The sequence below is a fragment of the Streptomyces lunaelactis genome (assembly GCF_003054555.1).
GTDB classification, from domain to species: Bacteria; Actinomycetota; Actinomycetes; order Streptomycetales; family Streptomycetaceae; genus Streptomyces; species Streptomyces lunaelactis.
In genome coordinates this window covers 52255-75221 of the sequence record NZ_CP026305.1, presented here as the reverse complement: position 1 = coordinate 75221, position 22967 = coordinate 52255, and the positions used below count along the sequence as shown (strand labels likewise).

The following is a 22967-nucleotide window of genomic DNA, read 5'->3' as shown; positions in this document are numbered from 1 at the left end:
AGGGTGCGCAACGGGCGAGGTCAGGGCAGCTGGGGCCGACGGACGCCGCGGAACTCCCAGTCGCCGCCGAAGGCGGTGGACAGCACCTCGTCGGACGCGGTGGGCTGCGCCCCGCAGTCGGTGCGGACCGGGACCGGGCCGGTGACGATGTGGTTGGTGAGCTTCCCCAGGCCCTCGACCTCGACCTCGACGACGTCGCCGGGCCGCACGGGGCGGGAGTTGGCGGGCGTGCCGGAGAGCAGCACGTCCCCCGGATACAGGGTGATGGTGCGGGCGATGTCCGCGACGAGGTAGTGCATGTCCCATTCCATCTCGTCGGTGGAGCCGTCCTGGACGACCTCGCCGTTGACGTACGTGCGCAGCCGCTTCCCGCGGAAGTCCCAGTCGGTGACCAGGCCGGGGCCGAGCGGGCACAGGGTGTCAGAGCCTTTGACGCGGAGCATGGAACCGGCGTCGGTGTCGCGGAAGTCGTGCAGTCCGTAGTCGTTGGCGATCGTGTATCCGGCGATGTGGTGACCGGCTTCGGCGGGGGAGATGTTGCGGCAGGTGCGGCCGATGACGATGGCCACCTCGCCCTCGTAGTTGAGGTACTGGCATCCCTCGGGGCGGACGATCGCTCCTCCGTGCGAGTTGAGCGCCGATGTGGGCTTGTGGAAGTAGGTGGGCGCGGGGGGCAGCGAGGTCTGGAACTCCTCGACCCGGCTGCGGTGGTTGAGGTGTACCGCGACGACCTTGGAGGGGACGACCGGCGGCAGGTGGTGGGCGTCGGCGGCCTTCACACGGCGGCCGTCGGCGGCCACGAGTTCCGCTCCGTCACGCAGGACGTCGAGGACGGCGCCGTCGAGGAGGATGCGGCGGTACTCAGGCATGGAAGGACTCCCGGTCCTGGTGGGGGCCGACGTGGTGGTCGGGGTCGATGTCGTGGTGAGGGTCGTCGACCGGCACGTCGGTGGTGCGGGGCGCGGTCCAGCCGGCCTCCGGCCGGTCGAACCAGATGTGGACCTGGCCGGTGCCGACCGAGTTCTCGTACGCGCTGAACAGGCGGCCGGGAGCGGTGAGGCTTTCCTCCCCGAGGGCTCCGGCGAGGGTGAGGTAGTGCCCGAAGCGGGCTTCGGGCTTGTACGTGAGGAATTCCGGCATGGTCTCAAGGACCCGGTCGTGGCGTCCCTGCTCGAACCAGGCGATGCGCTGCTCGTCGGCCGCGCGCGCCTCGGGCGTGAAGATGTGGGCGGGGTCGCTGGCCTCGTGGTCGCGGATCTGGCGCAGCGGCCAGAAGGTGTGGGAGAGCGCGCCCGAGGCGAGGAAGAGAACCTTGCGGTCGGTGGCGGCGATGCCGTCGGCGATCGCCCTGCCCAGCCGCAGGTAGTCCTCGCTGTCCGCGGTCTGGCACACGCCCAGGGAGATCCAGCGCTTGCCCTCGACGCCGAGGTACTTCCACAGGTTGACGGTGGCGTAGTAGATGGGGAGGTACTGGTCGTCGATCGGGGTGATCCAGGTGCCGTGCCTGTTGTCGTGCGCGGCGATCGCGTGGGCGAGTTCGGGGTCGCCGGGGAAGTCGTACGGGATGCGGGACATCCCGCGGGGCAGTTCCTCGGAGGTGAACAGTCCGGCGCGGCGGTCGTGCGAGGTGACGACGAACTCCACGGTGGTCGCCCAGTGCGAGTCCAGCACCACCACGGTGTCGTAGTCGGCCTTCTCGAACACTTCGCGGCGCAGCCGCTCGAGTCCGGCGACGAGCGTGGTGTCCTCGCCGTGGTTCAGCTCTCTGCGGACGGCCTCGGGGAGCATGATCGTGGGCACGTGGGCGAGGATTCCGGCCCCGACGATGTCACCCACGGTGCTGCCATCCCTTCGGAGCGGTGACGGTGTTCTTGATGTCGCAGTAGAAGTCGAAGCTCCAGTCGCCGCCTTCGCGGCCGACGCCGGACTGGCGCGCGCCGCCGAAGGGGGCCCGCAGGTCCCGTACGAAGAAGCAGTTGACCCAGACCGTGCCGGCGACCAGCTGCCCCGTGACCCGGTCGGCGCGTGCGACGTCGCTGGTGACGACGGTCGCGGCGAGCCCGAAGCGGGTGCTGTTGGCGAGCGCGACAGCTTCTTCCTCCGTGTCGAAGGTTTGGAGGGTCAGCACGGGGCCGAAGACCTCCTCGGTGACGATCTCGGCGTCGGGGGCGACGTCGGTGAGGAGGGTGGGGCGGTAGTAGAGGCCGCCGAGTTCGCTGTGGGGTCCGCCGCCGATGACCGCGCGGGCCCCGGCCGCCAGCGCACGCCGGACGAAACCGTCGACGCGGGCGAGGTGTTCGGGGTGGATGTTGGGGCCGATGTCCGTGGCCTCCTCGCGCGGGTCCCCCTGGCGGAGCGCGCTCGCCCTGGCGACGAACCGCCGGGTGAACTCCTCGGCGACGGACGATTCCACCAGCAGCCGGGTGCCGGCGAGGCAGACCTGGCCGGCATTGTCGTACTGCTCGACGGCCAGCTCGACGGCGAGGTCGAGGTCGCAGTCGGCGAACACCAGCAGCGGCGACTTGCCGCCGAGTTCGAGACTGACGGGGACGAGGTTGGCGGCAGCCGCGCCCGCGATGTGCCGGGCGGTCGGTACCGAGCCGGTGAAGCCGATGCGGGCCACCCGCGGGTCGGAGACCAGGGCGGCGCCGACCTCTTCGCCGTACCCCTGGACGACATTGAGCACCCCGGCGGGGAGCCCGGCCGCGGCGGCGATGTCGGCGAGCAGGGACGCGGTGAGTGGCGACCACTCGGCGGGCTTGAGGACGACCGTGTTCCCGGCGGCGAGCGCCGGGGCGATCTTCCAGGTGGCCAGCATGAGGGGTGCGTTCCACGGGGTGATCAGCGCGCAGACGCCGGCCGGGTCCCAGGAGATGTGGTTGCTGTGACCGCGCGTCTCGAAGTCGTCGCGATCGATGGTGAGCAGCCAGTCGGCGAAGAAGCGGAAGTTCTGCGCGACGCGTGGCATGACGCCCCGCAGGTGCGAGCGGAGCAGCGCGCCGTTGTCGGCGGTCTCGACGGCCGCCAGCTCCTCGATGCGCTTCTCGACCCCGTCGGCGATCGCGTGCAGCACGCGGGCCCGGTCCTCGCGGCTGGTGGCGGCCCAGGCCGGGAAGGCCGCCAGGGCGGCGGTCACGGCCGCGGCGGCCTCCTCGGCGCCCCCGCGGGCCACCTCGGCGAGCAGGGAGCTGTCGATGGGGGAGTGGTCGGGGAAGGTGCGTGCGGACGCGACTCGGCGTCCGCCGATCCAGTGGCGGGTGTCCACGGCGACCCCGGCGGCCATGGCCGCCTCCGGTCCGTCGTGCCGGTCGGACATCTCGGAGCTCCTGTCGTTCGGTTGGTCGGGCGGTCGATCGATGGGTAATCGTTTGACTCCAAACAAACTAGGCCGCGTCGGCGGGTCGGTCAAGGCCTTCCATGGCGGAGGGGGGAGGCATATTATTTGAGTTCAAACGAAATTATCGTTTGGCTTCAAATGAAACTGCGAGGAGGGCGCATGCCCCCGACCACCCACGCGGAGTGGCTGTCCCTGGCCGCCTCCCTCGTCCCGCCCGTCCAGCACCTCGTCGGGGGAGCCGACGACCCCGGCGGCGGTGCCGTCTTCCCCCTGGTCTCCCCCCGCGACGGCAGCGTCCTGGCCGAGGTCGCTGACGCCGGGCCCGCCGAGGTGGACCGCGCGGTGGCCGCCGCCCGCCGCGCCTTCGACCACGGCCCGTGGCCCCGCCTGTCACCCGCCGAGCGCGGCGCGGTGCTGCGGCGCTTCGCCGATCTGGTCGAGGAGCACCGCACCGAGCTGGCCCTGCTGATCAGCCTGGAGATGGGCAAACCGGTCACCGAGGCCTACGAGATCGAGCTGCGCACCACGATCAACACCCTGCGCTACTACGGCGAACTGGCCGACAAGGTCCACGACGAGTCCCCGCGGACCGGCTCCGACGCCCTCGCCCTCGTCACCCGCGAGCCGATCGGCGTGGTCGCCGCCGTCACGCCGTGGAACTTCCCCCTCACCCTTGCCTCCTGGAAGATCGCACCCGCTCTCGCGGCCGGCTGCACCGTCGTCCTCAAACCCTCCGAGCAGACCCCGCTCTCCGCCCTGCGCCTCGGGCGCCTCGGCGCGGAGGCCGGCCTGCCGGACGGGGCGCTCAACGTGATCGCCGGACAAGGCCCCGTTGCGGGGCGGGCCCTGGGTCTGCACCCCGAGGTGGACGTACTCGCCTTCACCGGCTCCACGGCGGTCGGCCGCCACTACCTGCGCTACGCCGCCGACTCCAACCTCAAACGGGTCTGGCTCGAACTCGGCGGCAAGTCCCCGAACATCGTGCTGCCCGACGCACCCGATCTGGACACCGCCGCCGCGACCGCCGCCTGGGGCATCTTCTTCAACTCCGGTGCGATGTGCACCGCGCCCTCCCGGCTGCTGGTCCACTCCTCGATCGCCGAGCGCGTCGTGGACGCCGTCGTAGAACGCGCCCGGACCCTGAGCGTGGGCGACCCCCTTGATCCGGCCACCGAGATGGGGCCGATCGCTTCCGCCCTCCAGTTCGACAGCATCCAGAAGCACATCGCCGCCGCCCGGGAGGACGGCGCACGCCTCCGCGCCGGCGGCCACACGCTGCCCGACCAGGACGGTTTCCACCTCCAGCCCACCGTCTTCGACCGGGTGGTTCCCGGCATGCGCCTCGCCCGCGACGAGGTGTTCGGCCCGGTCCTGGCCGTCCTGACCTTCGACACGGTCGACGAGGCCGTCGCCCTCGCCAACGACAGCGAGTACGGCCTGGCGGCAGGGCTGTGGACCGCCGACCTGTCCACCGCTCACCAGGTGGCCCGCCGGCTCCAGGCGGGCACCGTATGGGTCAACTGCTACGAGGAGGGCGGCCTCAACGTCCCCTTCGGCGGCTACAAACAGTCCGGCAACGGACGGGACAAGTCCGCCCACGCCCTGGAGAAGTTCACCGAGCTCAAGACCACCTGGATCCAGCTGTGACCTACCGCCCGCTCATCGCCGTACCGGCCCGCCTCGCCGCCTCCGCGTCCGCTCTCCGCTACGCCGCCGAGGTCAACGCGCGCGCCCTGCTCGAAGCCGTCTATGAGGCGGGCGGCGAGCCGTTCACGATGCACCCCCGCGCCCCCGGCGGCCGGGCCGACCCCGCCGAGGTCGCCCGGCGCCTCCGGCGCTGCGACGCGCTGCTGCTCCCCGGCGGCGGCGACATCTCCCCGCATCGGTACAGCGCAGAGGACGCGCACCCGGATGTCTACGACGTGGACCACGAGCAGGACGGCTTCGACCTCGCGCTCGCCCGCCACGCGCTGGACACCGCACTGCCGACGCTCGCCCTGTGCCGGGGACTCCAGATCGTCAACACCGTCCTGGGCGGCACCCTGCACCAGGACATGGGCGGACCGGCCACCGAGCACCGCCACCTGACCCACCCCGTCACCGTGGCACCGGGCTCGCTGCTGGCCGGGCTCACCGCCGACGCCGACGACAAGATCGACGTGTCCTGCTACCACCATCAGTGCGTGGACCGGCTCGGCCGCGGCCTCACCGTCACCGCGCGGGCGGCGGACGGCACCGTGGAGGCCGTGGAGCGACCGGGTGCGCCGGGCTGGCTGCTCGCCGTCCAGTGGCATCCCGAGGACACCACCGCGGAGGACGCGACGAGCCGGGCGCTGTTCGAGGCACTCGTCGAGGAAGGACACAGACCGGTGTCGCCGGTACGGGACCCGCACGCGGCTCCCGACCGCGAATGAAAGGACACCGGTGACAGGGGCCACGCGTCCACGGACACGTGTCCCGCACACGCAGAAGTTAGGGCGCTGCGATGTACGACCCGCGATTTCACGACCCGGAATATCACGATGCCGCCGGCGTACTGCCGGAGCCCGGCGACGAGACGTACGCCGTTCTCGATGAGCGGGGTGTGCTGACGGCCTGGAGCCCGGGGGCGGAGCGCCTGCTGGGATACACGGCGCCTGAGGTACGAGGGTGTCACGGCGGCGATCTGCTGCACTCCGGCCCGGAAGCCGACGCACTCGCCGACCGGTGGGGGAGAGGCGATGTGATCGAGATCGGGCAGGCGGTTCTGCGTCACCGGAGCGGACACGGCGTCGTGGTCGCTCTGCGGGCGCATCTCCTGGTGTCCCCGGCCGGTGAGCGGCAGTGGCTGATCCGCGCGACGGACGCCGAGACCGCACGGCGGGAGGAACTCGGGGCGGCGCTGCTGCGGGGCCTGTTCGCCGAATCGCCTTTCCTCATCGACGTCTTCGACCGGCAGCTCCGCTTCGTGGCACAGAACGACACGCAGCGGCGGACCACCGGATTCGCCGGGGCGGACTTCACCGGGCGCACGATGGCCGAGGTCGCGCCTGCCGGACTGATGGACATGGACGCCTTCGAGGCGCGGCAGCGACAGGTTCTGCAGAGCGGCGAACCCCTGTTCCGGACTGAGGTACACGGCCACACCCCCGCCGACCCCGGCCGGGAACACGTGTGGTCGGAGTCCATCCTCCCGCTGCGCGGCAACGCGGGGGAGGTGATCGCGCTGGCCCATGCGGTGGTCGATGTGACCGAGCGGGTCCGGGCCCGGGAGCGGCTGGCGCTCGTGAACGAGGCGAGCACACAGGTCGGGACAACCCTCGATGCGCTGCGGACCGCTCAGGAACTATGCGAGGTGGCGGTCCCCGTCTTCGCCGACCACGCGGGCGTCAGTCTGTTGGACCCCGTGCCGGGCGGCCAGGAACAGGTGCCCGGTCCGGCCGGCGAGGCATTGCCGCTGCGCCGGGCGGCTGTCGCCACCGGCCCGCAGGGTGCGGTGGCAGGGGCCGTCGAACCCTCCACCCCGGGCGCCGACGCCCTGTTCACCCGGGTCATGGCGGAGGGCGAACCCCTCCTGCTGACGCGTGAGCAACTGGCGGCCGACCTGGAGCGCAGCGATCCCCGCGCGGCCTCCGCGCCGCGCGAGGGCGACGCCCGCTCCTGGCTGCTGGTGCCGCTGTCGGCGAGAGGCGTCGTACTGGGCACAGTGGAGTTCGTCCGCACCTGGCACACCCACGCGTTCGACGCGGACGACGTGCTGCTGGCCCAGGAGATCGTGGCCCGTGCCGCCGTCTGCATCGACAACGCCCGTCGCTACGCCCGGGAGCGGACGACCGCGCTGGCGCTGCAACGGAGCCTGCTCCCACGGTTGGACCTGCCGGCCCTTGGAGCCGTGGAGGTGGTTCCCCGTCGCCTTCCGGCCGACGGCCGGCCGGAGCTGGGGGGCGCCTGGTTCGACGTGATACCGCTGTCGGGCGCCCGGGTGGCGCTGGTGGTGGGAGAGGTGCCGGGACCGGGTCTGCACGCGGCGGTGACCATGGGCCGGCTGCGTACCGCCGTGCGGACACTCGCGGACCTCGACCTCTCACCCGAGGAAGTGCTCACGCACCTCGACGACCAGGTCAAACGCTTCCGTGACGAGTACGGGGAGCGCGGCGACGCGCTCGCGGGTGGAGCGGCCGGCACGACCTGCGTGTACGTCGTCTTCGACCCGGTGTCCCGGATGTGCCACGTGGCACGCGCGGGGCATCCACCACCCGCTCGGGCCACGGCCGACGGCCAGGTCGAGATGCTCGATCTGCCCGGCGGACCTCCCCTCGGCCTCGGCGGGGCCCTGTTCGAGAGCGGCGAGGTGATCCTGGACGACGGGGACCTGCTCCTCCTCTACACCGAGGGCCTGGTGCGGCCCCGGGAGGGCAGCACCGACGCGGAACCGGGGCCACTGTGCCAGGCCCTCTCCGACGCCACGCTCGGGACATCGGCCGCCCCCTCACCACCCGGAGGCGGACTCGACGCCCTCTGCGACCGGATGATCGGCCGGCTGCCGGCGACCCGGCCGGACGACGACGTCGCCCTCCTGGCGGTGCGCGTGCATGGACTGGACTCGGACCAGCACGTCACCTGGGACGTGCCCGCCGACCCCGAGGCGGTGGGTCGGACACGCGGCCTCGCGAGCCGGAAACTGGCCGAATGGGGCCTGGAGAACCTGCAGTTCACCACCGAAATCGTGGTCAGTGAACTCGTCACCAACGCCATCCGCTACGGCACGGAACCCATCCGGCTGCGCATGATCCGCGACCGCAACCTGATCTGCGAGGTCTCCGACGGCAGCAGTACGTCGCCGCATGTCCGACGCGCCCACGAGACCGACGAAGGAGGCCGCGGACTGCTCATGGTCGCCAAGATCACGCGGCTGTGGGGTACCCGCTACCACGCCCGCGGCAAGACCATCTGGGCCGAGCAGCCGTTCTCGGGCGGCGAGGGGGCCTTCGGTGAAGACGGCGTGGAGGCGGCCTTCGGGGACGACGACTGGAGCGAACTGCTGTGAGTGCCGCTGCCGCTCGCCGCGTACGGCCGCCCACGGGGCCGTACGCGGCGAGTGACACGGCGCTGCTACTCGGCGCCCGAGGTGCCGGTCTCCAGCAGCGTGCCGCCGTCCCAGGACACCCCCACCTGCCGGTAGTAGGCGCCGATCAGCTCGTGCACCTCCAGCCGCGCCAGTTCCTCGGTCGGGGCTTCAAACAGGGCTAGCTCCGCGTCGGCGGACCACGGCTGACCGGCCTCGAAGGACGCCGAACCGGTTTCGATCAGCTCGTCCAGCGCCAGTCTCTTGCCCTTCTCGATCGAGGGCAGCCAGCGGTGATGGGCCATCGGATGGCCGTTCACGAAGCCGTTGGTCTCGGCGGGCTCGCGCAGGGTGATCACTGCCTCGGCCAGCCGGCGGTCGGCGGCGGCGAGCGTGGCGCCGAAGGACGCGCCAGCCTCGATCCGCGGCGCGGGACCATAGGGGTGCGGTCGGGTCATGTGAATCGAGCCGAGCTTCTTCGGGTAGCCCTGGTGGAAGCCCCGAGCGATGGCGAAGTCCTTGTCGACCCAGATGTACACACAGCGGGAGTAGGTCTTGCCACGGTACGAGCAGCGCACCACCGCGAAGGCCTCCTTGTACTGAGCGCGCACCGGGTCCAGCAGTTCCTCCTTCGAGCTGCCGCAGGACTGCCAGTCCGCCCAGATCAGGGCCACGGCGCCAGGGTCCTCGTCGGCGAGTGCGAGCGGCTCCGGCAACAGCTCGGCGACCCGTGCCGGGTCCGTCCGGTACTCCACGGTGACCAGGTCGCCGGAGTAGTGCCACGGGGGAGAGGGGATGAGCGAAGACCCGCCGGTGGCGGTCTTGGGGTGGAAGTATCCGCGGACGCCGGCCATGGCGCCTCCTTCGGTGAGGCTGCGATCGTGAATCGTTTGGGTCCATACGATAAGCCTGTGGGGTGCCCTTCCCGCAAGTCCCTCCGTGGTGTATGAGTTGCTCGGAGTGCCGCGTATCCGCGAGAAAACGCCTGGCGGCCCGGCGGGAACGCCGGGCCGCCAAGCGGTCGAGTCGGGATCGGGGGGTGCTGGGGCGGATCAGGCCTTCGGGCGCCGCCCTGAACGCCGCGGTGCGAGATCCGACCCCGAGAGCAGTTCCTGGCGGCGCTCCTCCCCGTGCTCCTCGAGCTGTGCGACGATGGCGCGCAGGCCGTCCGCGAGCCGCAGGCACTCGTCGGGGTCGAGCTTCGAGGCGACGAAGGCCTCCTCCTCGTTGAACGCCGGGAACAGCTGCTCCATGACCGCCTCCCCTTCCGGGGTCAGTGCGAGCAGCGCCCGCCTGCCGTCTTCGGGGTGGGTGTTGCGGGACACCAGGCCCCTGGACTCCAGGGTGCGGGCGACGCCGGTGAGGGTGCCTTTGGTGATGCCGGCCTCCTCCGCCACGTGCCGGGTCTCCGTCTCGCCCCAGATCCACAGGACCCACAGCACGACGAATCCGGTCCAGGTCACCTCGGCGGGCCGCAGTACCGAGTTCTCCAGATGCTGGCGCACGGCGGCAGCCGCGCGGTGGATGTTGGCGATGGCCGCCATCTGCTCGCGCTTCAGCTGGAAGGTCCCCAGTTTCGCCTGGACCGCCTTCTCGGTCTCGGCGATGGATCGATGGCCGGCCATGGACTCCCTCTCGGTCGTCGGGGCGGCGTGCCGTCCCGATATTTCGTTTGCACTCAAATTTTAGGCCCAACCCTTGTGGCCGCCCCGAACCCCTCATATCGTTTGGCCTCAAATGAATCCCTGGAGCGTCCCACGGGCCGCCCAGGCGCACAGCGCATGTGCACCATGGTGATACGGGCGAGAACCCCTCACGTGCCACCATGCCTTGCCCGTACCCGAGGAGACCCGCGGTGAGCACTGACCATTCCGAACAGATCCAGCAGATCGAGGACCTCGCCGCCCGGGGCATCGACGTCGTGCGCATCATCTACCCCGACCTCATGGGTGCCGACCGCGGGCGGGACATCCTCCTCCATCACCTGCCCAACGCGACCGGTCACGGTCTGGCCTTCTGCCGGGCGATCTACCACACCGACGCCCTGGGTGAGCACTCCGACATCCCGGGTGGCCTCGACGCCGGCATGCCCGACATCACCGTACGGCCGGACCTGAGTACCCTGGTCCCGCTCCCCTGGGAACCGGGCGTGGCCTGGTGCATCGGCGACGCGCGCGACCCTGCGACCGGACTGCCCGCCCCGGAGTCGCCCCGCGACCTGCTCCGTCGGGTCACCGCGGCGCTGACCGCCGAGGGCCTCGTCCCGGTGGTGGGACCCGAGCTGGAGTACGTCCTGCTCGACCCCGATCCGGGCTCGCCCACCGGCTGGCGCCGTTACGCCGACGCGCCCGGCAACGTCTACACCGTCGGCCGCAAGGGTGACCCGGACGGACACCTGCTCCGGACGCTGCGCCACCTGCACGGTCTCGGCATCGGTGCGACCGGTGGCAACCGGGAGTACGACAGTGGGCAGTTCGAGATCAACCTCGACCATTCGGAGGCCCTGGACGCCGCCGACCGGGCCTTCCGCTTCAAGGTCGCCGTCAAGGAGCTCGCCCGCGCGGAGGGCCGTTTGGCGACCTTCATGGCCAAACCCCTCAACGACGGCGGTGGTTCCGGCTTCCACCTGCACATCTCACTGGTCGACACCGACGGCCGCAATGTCTTCGACGCGCCCGAGCAGCCCTCCGGCCTGTCTGTCGCGGCCCGCCACGCCGTCGCCGGTCTGCTTGCCCACGCCCCCGCGCTCGCCGCGCTGTTCAACCCGACCGTCAACTCCTACAAGCGCTTCGGCCCGGACACGACGGCTCCGTGGCTTATCGACTGGGGCCTGGACCACCGCGGCGCCATGGTGCGCATTCCGCCCGAGCGCGGCGGCGGCTCCCGTCTGGAGATGCGCCTCGGCGACGCCACCGCGAACCCGTACCTCGCCATCGCCGGACTGGTTGCCGCCGTCGGACTGGGGATCCGGTCGGCGGCCGAGCCGCCCACCTCAACCGGCGGCTACGGCTACGACCCCGCCAACGCTCCGAAGCTGCCGACGAGCCTCGGTGAGGCACTCGACGCTCTGGAAGCCGACGTCGAACTCACAGAAGTGCTCGGCAGGCCCTTCGTCGACGCCTTCCTGATATTCAAGCGGGACGAGCTGGCCCGCTTCGAACGGCACGTCACCGACTGGGAGTTCCGCCAGTACGCCCAGCTGATCTGACGGCCTCGCACTCCCCGGGCCCCCGGCGCGAGGCTCCCGAGCCCGCGTGATCTCGTATTTGTTTGGCATCAAACAATATTCATGTGCAGGCTGGCCGCGTATTGCTCCGCACTCCTCTGCTGCGCATTCCCCGCCGAACCGAACGGAACGCACCATGACACTCCCCAGATCAGCCGAAAACGCGAAACCGACCCTCCCGAACCCCCTCGGACCACCGGCCGACCCGTCCCGGAGGGCTTCGGGCCCCTCGCACACGGCGCCCCGGCTCGGGACAGGCCTCAGGGGGCGCCACGTCACGATGCTGGCGATCAGCGGTGCCATCGGCGCTGGCCTCTTCGTGGGCTCCGGCGCTGGCATCCAGACCGCCGGACCCGGCATCCTGGTCTCCTACGCACTCGCCGGCCTGCTCATGGTGCTGATCATGCGCATGCTCGGTGAGATGGCCGTCGCGCAGCCCAGCAGCGGGTCGTTCTCCGTGTACGCGGAGAAGGCGCTCGGCTGCTGGGCCGGCTTCACCGTCGGCTGGCTCTACTGGTGGCTCCTCGTCGTGGTCGTGGCGGCGGAGGCGACTGCGGCGGCCACCATCGCCCACGGCTGGCTCCCAGCAGTGCCCCAGTGGGGCTGGGTGCTGCTGTTCATGGCCGTCCTGACCGGGGTGAACCTGTGTTCCGTCGGCTCCTTCGGCGAGTTCGAGTTCTGGTTCGGTGCGATCAAGATCGCCGCTGTCGTCGGCTTCCTGGTCCTCGGATCCCTGGCGGTGTTCGGCCTGCTGCCCGATACAGACCCGGTCGGGCTTACCCATCTGACCGGCCACGGGGGCTTCCTGCCGCACGGTGTCGCAGGCGTACTGACCGGCCTGCTGGCCGTCGTGTTCTCCTTCGGCGGCATGGAGCTCGTCACGATCGCCGCCGCCGAGTCCGACAACCCGTCGGAGGCAGTCCGCAAGGCCACCCGTACCGTCATCGTCCGGCTGCTCGTCTTCTACATCGGTTCGATCGCGCTCATGGTGCTGCTGTTGCCCTGGGATTCCGCCTCCGAGGCCACCAGCCCGTTCGTCAGCGTCCTGCAGCACATCGGCGTACCTGGCTCTGCCTCGCTGATGAACGCTGTCGTGCTTACCTCGCTGCTGTCCGCGCTCAACGCGAATCTCTACGGCGCCTCGCGCATGGCCTTCTCGCTCGCAGAGCGCGGTGACGCCCCGCACGCCCTGCTCCGGCTCGCCCGGTCCGGAGCCCCCAGACGTGCCGTGCTGGCCTCGGTCTCCTTCGGATTCGCCGCCGTGCTGCTCAACTTCTTTGCACCGGATCGCGTACTGCCGTTCCTGCTGAACTCCATCGGCGCCATCATTCTGCTGGTGTGGATCGCCATCGCCGTCTCCCAACTCCGCATCCGTCGCGCGGCAGAGCGGGATCCCGGCACGGAGCTGACGGTACGCATGTGGGGGTACCCCTGGCTGACCTGGGTCGCGCTCGTCGGCATGGTGGGCGTTCTGGTGCTGATGTGCACCGACGCCGGCGCCCGGACCCAGTTGTTCTCGTCCGGCGCGCTGACCGCTGCCATCCTGCTGGTCGCTGGGGTCCGCCAACTGCGAGGCCGACGCGCCGACCGGGGGGCGGGTTCCGCGCGGGCGCGACGTCCTCGTCCGCCCCGGCAGTGACCCGCCGGGGCGAACAGAACCGAGTGCCGAGCCTGCGGACGGAACTTCCCGGGCCGCGCGGACACGAGCCGCACAACCATGTCGATACGACGCCTGTCCACACGATTCAGGGGGCTGGCGGCCGGTTCGGCATGGGCTGTCATGGCGCCCGAACGAGCCCTCCCCGAGGGTGGTCGGAGCAGTCGCAAGACGTATCCCCGAACTGTTGACCGGGCTATCGCTCAATCATATCGTTTGGCCTCAAACGTAATGCCCTTGATGTGACGCCGCCAGCTTCACGCGTCGTCGACACAGCACAAGAGGCGTGCACACCCAGGAGGGGTTCATGCGCAGAAGACCATTCACAGCCCTGCTCGCGGCCGGTGTCGCCATCACCGCATTCCTGGCGGCCGGCCCCACCGGCGCCGCGGAACCGGCTCCTTCAGGCGCCCCCGCGCCGACGTACGAGCTGAGCGTTCCCGTCCGCTCCAACGCGGCCGCGGACGCGGCTCTGCTGGAGGGCAAGGGATTCGACGTCATGGAAGGCAGCAGCGCCGACGGACTGCGTGTGCTCGGCGGCGAGACGGAGCGGGAGCGCCTGACCGCGCTCGGGTTCCGGTCGACCGTCAAGCGTGAGCTGCCCGCAGTGCAGTGGGACGTTCCCGACGCCGCCGACAGCACCTACTACGGCGGTTACCTCACCGTCAACGGCCAGTACGCGCACATGGAGCAGGTCGCGCGGCAAAAGCCCGGACTCGCGAAGGTGGTCGACTACGGGAAGTCGTGGCGCAAGCTGAAGGGCAAGGGCGGACACGAGCTCAAGGCCATCTGCATCACGCACATCACCAGCGAGAAGGACTGTTCCCTCGACCCGAAAGCGCCCAAGCCGCGGTACGTCGTCGTGGGCCAGGTGCACGCACGCGAGATCGCGACCGGCGAGATCGCCCGCCGCTGGATCGACCAGCTCGTCGACAGCTACGGCGACGACGCGGCCGTCACCTCGCTGATGAACTCCACAGAGTTCTGGGTGATCCCTGTCGCCAACCCGGACGGCGTCGACATCGTCCAGGAGGGCGGCGACGCACCGTACCTGCAACGCAAGAACGCCAACACCGACAACGGCACGACCTGCGCCAACCCACCCACAGGCAACAGTCAGTCCGGCGTCGACCTCAACCGCAATGCCGGCTTCAAGTGGAACTCCGGCGGATCCTCCGGCGACCCGTGCAGCCCTGCCTACCGAGGCCCCGCGGCGGACTCCGAGCCGGAGAACACCGCCCTCGAAGGGCTGTTCCGCAAGCTGTACCCGGACACCCGTGGACCGGAGGTCACCGACGCGGCCTCGCCCAGCACCCGGGGCATCTTCATCAGCCTGCACAGCGACATCCGAATGGTGCTGTTCCCCTGGGCCTGGACGACGGACGACGGTCCCAACGACGCGTCACTTCGGGCCATCGCGGCAGGGTTCGCCAAGGACACCGGCTACACCTACGGGCAGCCCGGCGAACTCCTCTACGCCGCGTCCGGCGGGACCGACGACTGGGCCTACGGCGAACTAGGGGTACCCAGCCTCACCGTCGAGGTTGGCTCCACCACGAACAGCGCCTGCAATGGATTCCTGCCCGCCTACTCGTGCATCAGCGAGTCCTACTGGCCGACCCTGAGTAAGGCCCTGCTGAACACGGCGAAAGCCGCGAAGGCGCCATACACCGTGAGCTGACATCGCCACGGGCAAGGGGCGGACCGGCGTTTCCGGTCCGCCCCTAACTGATCGTTCGTGGCATCGATCTCGGAGGCTTCGTACGGGGCGTTCCACCGGGTCGGGTCGGACAGAACTGCCGCCGCATCCCGCAGGAGGTTCAACGCCCGCTCACCGTGCGGCCCTTGAGCGGCCAGTGCCATGGACAGTTCGACGGAGACGGTGAAACCGGTGCTGGCGGCAGCGCCGCCCGCCGAGTCGTTCGCGACAGTCACCGGGCCACCGTAGCGGCGCCGGCCGCGGCGACAACACCGCATGGCAGCCTCTGGACTCCGCTGCCCGTCGAAGGCACGACTCCCGCCCTCTTGACATCAGATTTGTGATTAGCGAATCATGAATCATGTCTCAAGAAGTCTTGGAGCGACTGCGTGAGGCGTCCGTGCCGGTCTTCGGCAACCGCTACCGGGCGGAGCTGATGCTGGCCCTCGTCTCGGCGGACGGACGCGGGGTGTGCCTGGGCGATCTCGCAATCGCCCAGGAGGTGCCGGCGAGTGTCTACCACGCCCCGATGCGGGCTTTGGTGGAGGCGGGCCTGGCGCGGAAGCTGCCGCGGACGGCGGGGGAGAGGCGCCGCTGGTACCGGCGCAGTGACGATGACGCGCTCTGGCAGTGTCTTGAGAGGTCGTTTCATCCTGTTGTTTCATCCAGGGATGAAACAACAGGATGAAACGACCTCTGAGCGGAGGGCGGGCGCCTCTCCGCTTCTCAGCCCGTCGTCGCCGTCAGGGCAGTCAGCGCCGGGCGATGGTGACGCGGAAGTTGTTGAAGAACTTGTCCTCGAGCGTGTACGCGAAGATGCCCAGGCAGCGCTCGAAGCGGGCCACGACCTCCTCACCCGCCAGCACAACGGCCACGTCACGGCACTGAGCCAGGCGGTGGAGCCACGCGCGGCAGGCGACCGCGAACGACTCGCGCTCGTTGACGATCTCGATGACGTCGAAGAGGCCGTCGGCGGCCTGCGCCAGCTCGTGCAGGTGCGGGATGTGGCCGGCGTGGAACGGAGAATCGGCGCGCCGCAGGAACCTCAGGTCCTCCAGCAGCCGTCCGTTCACGGGCAGAGTCTCGGCGGTCATGGTGTGCAGGACGAACCGCGCGCCCGGCTTGAGCACGGCACCCACCGTGGAGAAGAAGGCCCGGTACCTCTCGGCGCGCTCGCGCGGCGCGAGCACGGAGGGGACGACCTGCTCCAGTGCGTTGATGCAGAACGCCGCGTCGTACAGGTCCTGCGTCGTGTGGTCCTCCCAGCTCTCCACCCGTGCCGAGATCCGCGGGTTGCCGAAGCCGGTGATGAACTGCTCCTGGGTGCGGCTGGGGGTGAGGCCGACGGCCTGCTCCACGCCGTGGACGACGGTGAGCCGGTTGAGCATGGTGCCCCAGCCGCAGCCGACATCGAGGACCCGCCGGGTGCCCGCGGCCCCGGCGAGTTCGACGAACCGGTCGAGCTTGCGCTCCTGGGCCTCGTCCAGGGTCTCGGTCAGCCCTTCGCCGTCCTCCCAGTACCCGCCGGAACACACCATGGTCGGGCCGAGGAGGAGTCGGTAGAAGGCGTCACTCACCTCGTGGTGCCTGATGGTGTCGCCCTTGGGGACCGACCTGCCCGGCACCGTCGTCATGTTCGCCCCTAACTCGCGTGTGGCATGGAGCTGTCGGGAACGAGGAAACCGGGCCGCTCGCAACAGATGCGCAACACGGCCCGGACCCCGGTGACGGTCAGCGCTCCGGGCCGGTCACCTCGGCGGCGGGCTGAGCGCCTCGAAGGCCCCGATGAGCACCGGGTCCAGTGCGTCGGCCGGCATCCGCCCCGACGGCGACGGGCGGTGCGGCCGGGTCGGCCCGTCAGAGCGCAGCAACTGCAGGTACGCGGCCTGGGTTTCGGCCGCCGGGTCGATGCCCAGCTCCTCGGCGAGTACTTGCCCCAGCTGGTGGTAGGCGCGCAGCGCGTCCGCCCGGTTGCCCGCGGCGGCGTGCGCCGTCATCCGGCAGCGGTGGGCACTCTCCCTGAACGGCGCGTGGCGCACCGCCTCCTCGGCGTAGCGCAGCGCGTGGTGCTCGTCGCCGAGCTCCGAGGCCGACAGGCTCGCCAGCTCCAGTGCTGTCAGTCGCAGTTCGTCCACTCGATCCCGTACGCCGTCCGCCCACTCACCCTCGTGGGCGGGCAGGAACGAGCCGCGCAGATTGGCCACGGCGCCCGCCGCGAGCCGGCGCGCCACGGCGTGCGCGCCGTCGGCGAAGGCGGCCCCTGCCTCGGCGACCGCTGCCTCGGCGGCCTCCAGGTCGACGGCGGCATCGTCCGGCAGCCGCAGCAGATACCGGCCGCTCTGCGAGATCAGGGGTGTCCCGCCAGGATTCTGGAGCGGGCTCGTGACGTAGGAGCGGACCCTGCTGACCACACCGCGCAGGGCCGAGGCCCAGGTGTCGGGCAGTCCTTCCGGCCAGAGGGTGTCGGCGAGGTGTTCCCGGCTGGTGCCCGAGTCGCGCTCCAGCACCAGCCGGGCGAGAGCCGCCTGTGCCTGGGCGCTCGACACATGCAGAGGGGGAAGACCCTCGTGCTCGATCGTGACGAGACCTATGAGTCTGATCAGCAACTCCGACTCCCCCTGATCATCGGGCCGCGCAGTGAACTGCGTACGCCGCTATCCGAATTGCGCGCCTCTTGCGTCACTCGCTATTGAAATGACGACGGCTTGTACGCCGCTCAAGAACCGGATGAGGAGGGGCAGGCGAACGCGCCGCAGGAAGGAAACAGCGTCGGGAGGGCGGCCGCGGGGGGCCACGCTCGAGATCCGCTCGAGGTCTGCCGCAGAGCCGCCACAGGATCAGCGGGCCGCCTCACCTCGCGGGCTACGTTGCCGGAGCACCGTCAAATCCCCCCAACGGGCTCGTGGAGGCTCATCCGATGACGGCAACGACGAGGACCACGGCCCTGGTCACCGGCGCGACGGCCGGCATAGGCCTGACCGTCGCCCGTGATCTGGGGCGGCGCGGCCATCGGGTCTTCATCTGCGCGCGGACGGAGCAGCAGGTCAAGCAGACGGTCGAGGATCTGCGCGAAGAGGGCTTCGAGGCGGAGGGCATCGGGGCCGATGTCCGCTCCCGGGAGTCGGTGGCCGACCTGGTCGCCGCCGCCGTCGAGACCTTCGGCCCGCTCGGCATTCTGGTCAACAACGCAGGCCGCAGCGGCGGCGGTGCCACCGCGGACCTGGCCGACGAGCTCTGGTACGACGTCATCGACACGAATCTCAACGGTGTCTTCCTGGTGACCAGCGAGGTGCTCAGGAACGGCGGCATGGCTGACGCCGCGTACGGGCGGATCGTCAACATCGCCTCGACGGCCGGTAAGCAGGGCGTCCTGCTCGGCGCCCCCTACTCCGCCTCCAAGCACGGCGTCGTCGGGTTCACCAAGGCGCTGGGCAAGGAGCTCGCGCCCCGTGGCATCACCGTCAACGCGGTCTGCCCCGGCTATGTCGAGACCCCCATGGCCGAGCGGGTCCGCAAGGGCTACGCCGCGGCGTGGGACACCACGGAGGAGTTCGTACAGGAGCAGTTCGAGGCGCAGATCCCGCTCGGCCGCTATTCGACCCCGGAGGAGGTGGCGGGCCTGGTCGGCTATCTGACCACGGACAGCGCCGCGTCCATCACCGCGCAGGCGCTCAACGTCTGCGGCGGACTGGGCAACTTCTGAGCCTCGGCAGTGAAGGAGATGGTGCCGCCGATGTCCCCCTCGGCCTGACCCGGCCCCGTTCACCGAGCCGCGCTCGCACCCTTCCCACACCAGGTGTGCCACTAGTGGCATCACAATGGCTCGCCATGGCGCCACATCTGTGCCATGATGGCGGCACGACCTCAGCACCGCAGAGGCCGGACCGCTTGCGAACACTGTGCGTTGCACCGTGCAGTGTGCGGAAGAGCGAACAGCACACGCCTGCCGGAACCACTCGTCACCCGTCCCACCAGCGGGGACGCCAAACAGACTTTGGATGGGGAAGCCATGCCTACCTTCGAGACCCCGAAGCCGATCACCGCCACGATCCAGATCGAGGCCGGCAGCGCCAAGATCACCTCCGGCGACCGCGCCGACACCGTCGTCGAGGTGTACCCGACCTCCGCGGGCAGCGAGGCCGACGTGCAGGCGGCGGAGCAGACCCGCGTCGGGTACACGGACGGCAAGCTGCTGGTCAAGACGCCGAAGGGCAAGGTGAAGGGCGCCCCCGGCTCCGTCCGCGTGGAGATCGCGCTTCCGCGGGGCTCGCAGCTCAACGGCACCGCGGCGCGGTGCGACTTCGTCTCCGAGGGGCCGGTGGGGGCGTGCAGCCTGACGACCAGTGAGGGCGACATCCGCATCGACCAGGCGGGCGCGGTGCAACTGCGCACCCAGAACGGCGACATCACCGTGGACCGCGCGGGTGACGCCGAGATCACCACCGGGAACGGCGAGCTGCGGATCGGCGCGATCGACGGTACGGCCGCGATCAAGAACGCCGGCGGAAACACCCAGGTCGAGTCGGTCACCGGCCCGGTGCAGCTGAAGGTCGCCGAGGGCAACATCGCCATCGGCCGCGCACTCGCCGAGGTCACCTCGACCAGCGCCATCGGAGACGTCTCCATCGAGGAGGCCCACGGCCGGGTCGACCTCAGGACCCAGACCGGCAACATCCAGGTCGGCATCCCCGAGGGCACCGCCGCCTGGCTCGACGCCAACGCCCAGGCAGGCACGGTGCACCGCCTCCTCGACTCCGCCGAGGGGACCGGCGAGGTCGGCGCGACCGTCGACGTCTACGTCCGCACCTACAGCGGCGACATCGTCGTCCACCGCGCGCACAGCTCACGACTCGTCAAGAACAGCAAGTGAGAACCAGGCCGTAGCGACACCGCAGCAAAGAACCGCAGCAAAGAAACCGCGTACAGAAACCAAGGAAAGGAGGGGGCACGATGACCACCACCACTGAACTGACCGCCCCGCCCAAGGGGATCACCGCCCTCGGGCTGCGCAAGGCATACGGCGACAAGGTCGTACTCGACGGAGTCGACCTTCAGGTCCCCGAAGGAACGATCTTCGCGCTGCTCGGTCCGAACGGGGCCGGCAAGACCACCACGGTCCAGATTCTCTCCACACTCATCTCCGCCGACGCCGGCCAGGCGCAGGTCGCGGGGTACGCGCTGGACCGGAACCCGGACGCCGTCCGCGCTTCGATCGGCGTAACCGGCCAGTTCGCGGCGGTGGACGGTCTGCTGACCGGCGAGGAGAACCTCCTCCTCATGGCGGACCTGCACCATCTCTCCCGCCGGGAGGGCAAGCAGCGCGCCGCCGATCTGCTGCAGCGATTCGAGCTGACCGAGGCGGCCGGCAAGATGGCCTCCACCTACTCCGGCGGCATGCGGCGCAAGCTCGACCTCGCCATGACCCTGGTCGGCAAGCCGAGCGTCATCTTCCTCGACGAGCCAACGACCGGCCTCGACCCGCGCAGCCGCCGCAACCTGTGGGAGATCATCCGCAATCTCGTCTCCGACGGCGTCACCATCCTCCTCACCACCCAGTACCTGGAGGAGGCCGACCAGCTCGCCGACCGGATCGCCGTGCTCGACGGCGGAAGGATCGTCGCCGAGGGCACCGCGGAGGAGCTCAAGCGGCGCATCCCCGGCGGGCACATCCGCCTCAGGTTCGCGGACGCGCACCGCTTCGACGCGGCTGCCCGCGTCCTGGACCAGGCCGCGCGCGACGACGAGACGCTCACGCTGCAGATCCCCAGCGACGCCAGCATCCCGGCGCTGCGCGCCCTGCTCGACCGACTGGACGGCGCCGCGGTGGAGGCCGAGGCGCTGACCGTGCACACGCCCGATCTCGACGACGTCTTCCTCGCCCTCACCGGCCAGCCCAACACGCAGAAGGAGAGCCTTCGATGAGCACCACCTCGTACGCGCTGCGCGACTCGAAGACGATGCTGCGCCGCAACCTCAAGCACGCGCAGCGCTACCCGTCGATGACGATCTCGATCGTCGCCATGCCGATCCTGATGCTGCTGCTGTTCGTGTACGTCTTCGGTGGCGCGCTCGGCAACGGCATCGGGGCGGGCGACCGGGGCGACTACACCAACTACGTCGTTCCCGGCATCATCCTGATGGCCGTGACGTCCGGCGCCATCTCGACCGCCGTGTCCGTGTGCACCGACATGACCGAAGGCATCATCAACCGGTTCCGCACCATGGCGATCTCCCGTGCCTCCGTGCTCACCGGCCATGTCGTCGGCAACGTCATCCAGACCCTGATCAGCCTCGTCCTCGTCATCGGCGTCGCCCTGGCCGTGGGCTTCCGCCCCAACGCCAACCTCGTCGAGTGGATCGCCGCCCTCGGCATCCTCACCCTGCTCGCCTTCTCCCTCAGCTGGGTCTCCGCCGCGATGGGCCTGGGTGCCAAGACCGTCGAGGCCGCGAGCAACGCCCCCATGCCGCTGACGTTCCTGCCCTTCCTCGGCAGCGCCGTCGTCACCCCCGAGTCCATGCCGGCCGGCCTGCGCTGGTTCGCCGAGTACCAGCCCTTCACCCCGATCAACGAGACGCTCCGCGGACTGCTCCTCGGCACCGAGATCGGCAACAACGCCTGGATCGCCCTCGCATGGGGCATCGGCCTCAGCCTCCTCGGCTACCTCTGGGCACGGTCGGCCTTCGCCAAGCGCTAGAACCCACATGCAGCAGATGACCACATGAAGATCCGATGACGGGCTGTCCGGGCGTGAGCCTGGCGGCCCTCTCGGTCGTTCGGTGGCCGGCTTGAATACGGCTCGACGACCGACTGAATATCGATGGACGACCGGCTTAATTCGGATCGAATATGACTCGATGACCGGCTGAATACTGTCCCGGCGACCGGACACGGTAGCCGATTGCGCCGGTCAGGGGATGAATTCCAGCTCTTTCGTTCGAATATGCCTTGCTTCCCCGGGATGAGCGCTCATAGCATCTGTGAGCAATTAATGCGTACGGTGCCGCCATGTCGCACCCGCATCATCGCCGGACTCGCCCGACGGGTGAGTTCCGCGCAACGTTCTCGCATTCCGCCGAACGTTTCCTCATTCCCGTCGAGGGGTCATGACTACACAAACACGCCGGAGCTCCGGCCTGGTTCTCGAGAGCCCGTTTATCTGGCGGGCCCGCCGCCCCAACAGCCGTCATCGACTGATCTGCTTCCCGCACGCGGGCGGCGGCGCGAGTGCGTTCGCCGACTGGGTGCACGCACTGCCCGCCGAGATAGAGGTCGTGGCCGTGCAACTGCCCGGCCGGCAGAACCGCATCCTGGAGGATCCGGCCACCGAGGTCGGCCCTCTGGTCCGGGACGTGACGCAGGCGCTGCTCCCGCTCCTGAACGGTTCGTTCTCCTTCTTCGGTCACTCCTGCGGGGCACTGCTGGGCTACGAGGTGGCCCAGCTCCTGCACGCGCAGGGCGGGCCCCGGCCGGACCGCCTGTTCCTGTCCGCGCAGCCCTCGCCCGCGGCCGCCGCGCTGCGGCCGAAGATCCACAACCTCTCGGAGGAGGAGTTCCGCGCCGAGGTCATGAGGCTGGGCGGCTTCGACGAGGAGGTCGCCCTGGACGAGGACGCCATGGACGCCCTGATCCCGACCGTGCTCGCCGACTTCGCGCTCTGGGAGCAGCACGCGATGACGCAGGGCCCCCTCATCGACAGCCCCATCACCGCGATGGTCGGCGAGTCGGACGTCCGGGCGCCCCTGGAGACCATCGAGGGCTGGGGCGACCACACGGACGCCGGGTTCGAGATGCGCGTCTACCCGGGCGGTCACTTCTACCTCTTCGACGCCGGCACGGATGCGCAGGTCTTCGAGTTCCTCTCGCAGACTCTGCTGGCCCCTTAGGACAGGGCCCTAGGTCGCGCTGCGCCCGCCGAGTGACCGCGGCGGGCGCCGTAACCATTTCTGCGCCGGGGCTTGAGAGAGGCTCCAGGGAGATTATGTCGGCCCGTACTCGACCTGGTC

Annotated in this window: 19 protein-coding genes; 12 read left to right on the top strand and 7 right to left on the bottom strand. The window is 70.0% G+C overall.

Annotated elements, in window-relative coordinates; all coding sequences use genetic code 11:
* Positions 1-20 precede the first annotated feature (20 nt).
* Genes SLUN_RS38615 through SLUN_RS38605 form a run of 3 tightly spaced genes read right to left on the bottom strand, consistent with a single transcriptional unit; the run spans position 21 to position 3316 of the window.
* Positions 21-869, bottom strand: coding sequence for a fumarylacetoacetate hydrolase family protein (locus SLUN_RS38615; protein WP_108155226.1), 849 nt, complete (start codon positions 867-869; stop codon positions 21-23).
* Complete coding sequence (locus tag SLUN_RS38610; RefSeq protein WP_108155225.1) at positions 862-1836, bottom strand: DODA-type extradiol aromatic ring-opening family dioxygenase; 975 nt, start codon at positions 1834-1836, stop codon at positions 862-864. Before SLUN_RS38610 ends, SLUN_RS38615 begins: the two co-directional genes overlap by 8 nt.
* Positions 1829-3316, bottom strand: coding sequence for an aldehyde dehydrogenase (locus SLUN_RS38605; protein ID WP_254709817.1), 1488 nt, complete (start codon positions 3314-3316; stop codon positions 1829-1831). The genes SLUN_RS38610 and SLUN_RS38605 overlap by 8 nt, the downstream gene beginning before the upstream one ends.
* A 180-nt stretch (positions 3317-3496) precedes the next feature.
* Between SLUN_RS38605 and SLUN_RS41955 the strand changes: the two genes are divergently transcribed.
* The 3 genes from SLUN_RS41955 to SLUN_RS38590 all read left to right on the top strand — a co-directional run bounded on the left by SLUN_RS41955 (position 3497) and on the right by SLUN_RS38590 (position 8363).
* On the top strand, positions 3497-4984 hold the full coding sequence (locus tag SLUN_RS41955) for an aldehyde dehydrogenase (RefSeq protein WP_108155224.1): 1488 nt from the start codon (positions 3497-3499) through the stop codon (positions 4982-4984).
* Entirely contained in the window at positions 4981-5751 is a 771-nt protein-coding gene (locus SLUN_RS38595) for a gamma-glutamyl-gamma-aminobutyrate hydrolase family protein (RefSeq protein ID WP_108155223.1), read from the top strand. The genes SLUN_RS41955 and SLUN_RS38595 overlap by 4 nt, the downstream gene beginning before the upstream one ends.
* A 71-nt stretch (positions 5752-5822) precedes the next feature.
* The gene (locus SLUN_RS38590) at positions 5823-8363 is read left to right on the top strand and encodes a SpoIIE family protein phosphatase (protein ID WP_108155222.1); all 2541 of its coding nucleotides are present in this window, start codon (positions 5823-5825) and stop codon (positions 8361-8363) included.
* A gap of 65 nt (positions 8364-8428) precedes the next feature.
* On the opposite strand, the gene SLUN_RS38585 is transcribed toward SLUN_RS38590, so the two are convergent.
* Positions 8429-9235, bottom strand: a complete 807-nt coding sequence (locus tag SLUN_RS38585; protein ID WP_108155221.1) for an acetoacetate decarboxylase family protein — start codon at positions 9233-9235, stop codon at positions 8429-8431.
* A 198-nt stretch (positions 9236-9433) separates the two neighbouring features.
* Positions 9434-10006 (bottom strand): MarR family winged helix-turn-helix transcriptional regulator, encoded by a 573-nt coding sequence (locus SLUN_RS38580; protein WP_108155220.1) that lies wholly within the window; start codon positions 10004-10006, stop codon positions 9434-9436.
* Positions 10007-10236: 230 nt separating this feature from the next.
* On the opposite strand from SLUN_RS38580, the gene SLUN_RS38575 reads away from it, so the two are divergent.
* From SLUN_RS38575 to SLUN_RS38560, 4 genes are all read left to right on the top strand, one after another.
* Complete coding sequence (locus SLUN_RS38575; RefSeq protein ID WP_257153969.1) at positions 10237-11589, top strand: glutamine synthetase family protein; 1353 nt, start codon at positions 10237-10239, stop codon at positions 11587-11589.
* Positions 11590-11743: 154 nt separating this feature from the next.
* Positions 11744-13246, top strand: coding sequence for an amino acid permease (locus SLUN_RS38570; RefSeq protein ID WP_108155218.1), 1503 nt, complete (start codon positions 11744-11746; stop codon positions 13244-13246).
* A 325-nt stretch (positions 13247-13571) separates the two neighbouring features.
* Positions 13572-14945 carry a M14 family zinc carboxypeptidase gene (locus tag SLUN_RS38565; RefSeq protein WP_108155217.1) on the top strand — a complete coding sequence of 458 codons (1374 nt, stop codon included), beginning with the start codon at positions 13572-13574 and terminating at the stop codon, positions 14943-14945.
* 379 nt (positions 14946-15324) lie between these two features.
* Positions 15325-15651 (top strand): ArsR family transcriptional regulator, encoded by a 327-nt coding sequence (locus tag SLUN_RS38560; protein ID WP_108155216.1) that lies wholly within the window; start codon positions 15325-15327, stop codon positions 15649-15651.
* Positions 15652-15715: 64 nt separating this feature from the next.
* Here SLUN_RS38560 and SLUN_RS38555 read toward each other — a convergent pair whose 3' ends face one another.
* Together SLUN_RS38555 and SLUN_RS38550 are read right to left on the bottom strand one after the other, a co-directional pair.
* Entirely contained in the window at positions 15716-16597 is an 882-nt protein-coding gene (locus tag SLUN_RS38555) for an SAM-dependent methyltransferase (protein WP_108155215.1), read from the bottom strand.
* Positions 16598-16711: 114 nt separating this feature from the next.
* Positions 16712-17569 (bottom strand): AfsR/SARP family transcriptional regulator, encoded by an 858-nt coding sequence (locus SLUN_RS38550; protein ID WP_108155214.1) that lies wholly within the window; start codon positions 17567-17569, stop codon positions 16712-16714.
* 311 nt (positions 17570-17880) lie between these two features.
* Between SLUN_RS38550 and fabG the strand changes: the two genes are divergently transcribed.
* The 5 genes from fabG to SLUN_RS38525 all read left to right on the top strand — a co-directional run bounded on the left by fabG (position 17881) and on the right by SLUN_RS38525 (position 22847).
* On the top strand, positions 17881-18666 hold the full coding sequence (gene fabG / locus SLUN_RS38545) for a 3-oxoacyl-ACP reductase FabG (RefSeq protein ID WP_108155213.1): 786 nt from the start codon (positions 17881-17883) through the stop codon (positions 18664-18666).
* A gap of 306 nt (positions 18667-18972) precedes the next feature.
* The gene (locus tag SLUN_RS38540) at positions 18973-19833 is read left to right on the top strand and encodes a DUF4097 family beta strand repeat-containing protein (protein ID WP_108155212.1); all 861 of its coding nucleotides are present in this window, start codon (positions 18973-18975) and stop codon (positions 19831-19833) included.
* A gap of 80 nt (positions 19834-19913) precedes the next feature.
* Positions 19914-20885, top strand: a complete 972-nt coding sequence (locus SLUN_RS38535) for an ATP-binding cassette domain-containing protein (protein WP_108155211.1) — start codon at positions 19914-19916, stop codon at positions 20883-20885.
* Complete coding sequence (locus SLUN_RS38530; RefSeq protein ID WP_108155210.1) at positions 20882-21658, top strand: ABC transporter permease; 777 nt, start codon at positions 20882-20884, stop codon at positions 21656-21658. The genes SLUN_RS38535 and SLUN_RS38530 overlap by 4 nt, the downstream gene beginning before the upstream one ends.
* Before the next feature lie 409 nt (positions 21659-22067).
* Positions 22068-22847 (top strand): thioesterase II family protein, encoded by a 780-nt coding sequence (locus SLUN_RS38525; RefSeq protein WP_108155209.1) that lies wholly within the window; start codon positions 22068-22070, stop codon positions 22845-22847.
* The last annotated feature ends 120 nt before the right edge of the window (positions 22848-22967 follow it).